A 2,272-nucleotide genomic window follows, 5' to 3' on the forward strand; every position below is an offset into this window, starting at 1 on the left:
ATTCAGGTGGTGTTCCTGAACCCACTCGTGTTGGTCCTCTCGGAGAGTGATTGTGGTCCGTTTCACTATATGTATAATATATACCTTATGCACAAAAGAATTGCGACTGTGTGGGCCTGTGGACCTGCTACCGAATCGTGTATGAAAACCGTGCGACGCTGTATCCCCTCCCTGCTCGCGCCTTCGGCGCTCGCTGAGGAAGGGGGCTTAGCGCCTCAATTCATCTAAAACCAAAAACAACTAGTATTTGATATATAGATTGAGGTTCTTGATTACTACGCTCACCCCTGCTGGGTCGGTGGTGACTCGGGATACTCACGCACCAATATGTCGATGATCAGTTTCATCATCCCGAGGACGATCGGACCGATAAAGAGGCCGACGAAGCCGAAGAGTGCGATGCCACCGAAAATACCGATAATTGTGACGACAGGACTGAGCTGGGTTCCTCGTCGCATGACGATCGGACGAAGGACGTTATCGACGGTACTGATAACGATTGCACCGAACGCCAACAACGCAATTGCAGGGACAGGGCGGCCAACGATGAACAGATAGATCGATGCGGGCAACCAGATAATCGACGCACCGACGAGCGGAATCATCGCTGCGACGAACGTCGTCACGATCCAGAAGATGACGTTCCCGAGGCCGAGAACGAGGAACGCAACGCCGAGCAGGACTGCTTGCGCTGCGGCAACAGCGGCAGTACCGACCAGTGAATTGTGTATCAACAGATTTGTTTCTTTGAACAGTTCCTCTCGGACGTCGGGTTCAAGTGGTAAGACCGTACGAAACCATGCAAGGGCTTGGTCGCCGTCTTTGAGCAAATAGAAGAGGACGAAAAACTGCTCTGTTGAATAGATGCTGAGTCACGGTTACAGTGGATCACAGAGCGGTTCGATGTTGATAATGGCGAACATCAGGACAATCTCACGGAACTGTCGATACCAGCCGAGCGCTCGCACGGCGTCGCCGAGCGAGCGCTTGGCTGTCGAGTACGACGTTTCGGCCATCCAGCGCTGTGAGTAGCCCTTTGCCCGGTTGAGCACGTTGTTCAGAGCTGCTTTCGGTGAGGATCCACGATAGTGAACGAGGTACTCAACGTCAAATGCGGCAATCTCGTACTCGGTATGCCAGTCTTGGAAGCCGTTGTCTGCGGTGACGGACTGCAGGTCGTCCGCGTTTCGGCGGACGACCTGCGGTCCAGTCTTCGTATCGTGCTTCCACCGTGCTGTGATGTGAACGTCGAGAACCGCAAGCGATTCCACATCAGTTAATGTCGTCACTTTCAGCGTCTGTACGGTACTTCCTGACCGCTGGCGGAAGTACGATGACGCACGACGACGGTCGAAGAACGTGCTGTCGAGAGCGGCGTGGCCAGACTGCGGGTGCTGCTGCGCGGAAACGCGCAGCAGCGCCCGCCATACCCACATTTTCAGCCGGTCGAATGATTTATAGATCGTGCTGTAGTCCGGCAGATCGTCCCGATCTAAGCCGAGTGTTTCACGAATCTCGGCCATATACTTCAGCCGATTCGGCGTTTCACGGTAGCTGTGGCCTTCTTCGAGCCGAAAGCAGTGCAGAACAACGTGGACCCAGCGGGCGAACCCGCCGCTGGCGGGCTCGCCCGCGTGCTTCCCCAACGCTTGTTTAGCTAGGTCACGACACTGCTTAACGAAGTCGAGGAGATCGATTTCCATAGGACAGAATCGAATTCCTCGGCTTCATCCTTCTAAACCACCGATATCGGTTGATTAGATCGCTATTCAACAGAGCACGAAAACAGTACTGTAACTCCGATAAAAATCTCGGGAAGACCCCCAATGATACTGAAGAGATTGCTAGCGAGGCCTCGCGCACCCGTTCTGACGACGCCGCTGAACGACTCCTGGAGGGCCGCGATATCCACCTGAATACCGAACCGTTCCGCGATGACGTCGTCGAGCTGGGAGACATCTCCAGGCTCGAACTCTGCGAAGAGTTGCCGGGCCTGATTCGCCGCAACACCAAGGATGAGAACGATCGGAAGGACGATCAGAAACAGTCCGATGAGAATCGACAGACCGGCGGATAGTCCCGCCCGGAATCGCTGTGAAAGCCGATCGTTGATGGGAGCGAGCGCGTATGCCAGGATCACGGCGATCAGAATCCAGGTGAGAAACGGCAGGACGATCAGCACGGATAGCAGTCCGACTAGAATCAGTACCTCACAAAGTATCCTCAGTTAGCTGTTTCTGAAGCCTGAGTTCTGTGTTGAAGCAGTTGTACT

General features: G+C 54.5%; 3 protein-coding genes. All 3 read right to left on the bottom strand.

The window, feature by feature from the left end; all coding sequences use genetic code 11:
• Positions 1–281 precede the first annotated feature (281 nt).
• On the bottom strand, positions 282–866 hold the full coding sequence (locus GWG54_RS20430) for an AI-2E family transporter (protein WP_312854312.1): 585 nt from the start codon (positions 864–866) through the stop codon (positions 282–284).
• A 12-nt stretch (positions 867–878) separates the two neighbouring features.
• Positions 879–1,703: an IS5 family transposase gene (locus GWG54_RS20435; protein ID WP_167939467.1), complete on the bottom strand. Its 825-nt coding sequence runs from the start codon at positions 1,701–1,703 to the stop codon at positions 879–881.
• A 62-nt stretch (positions 1,704–1,765) separates the two neighbouring features.
• Positions 1,766–2,182, bottom strand: coding sequence for an AI-2E family transporter (locus tag GWG54_RS20440; RefSeq protein ID WP_245242902.1), 417 nt, complete (start codon positions 2,180–2,182; stop codon positions 1,766–1,768).
• Positions 2,183–2,272: the final 90 nt, after the last annotated feature.

It is taken from the genome of Natronococcus sp. JC468 (assembly GCF_012163165.1).
Classification (GTDB): domain Archaea; phylum Halobacteriota; class Halobacteria; order Halobacteriales; family Natrialbaceae; genus Natronococcus; species Natronococcus jeotgali.

Bases quoted from the DNA above. Each gene is read 5' to 3' on its own strand.
- GWG54_RS20435 (WP_167939467.1), bottom strand. From the start codon at position 1,703: ATGGAAATCGATCTCCTCGACTTCGTTAAGCAGTGTCGTGACCTAGCT.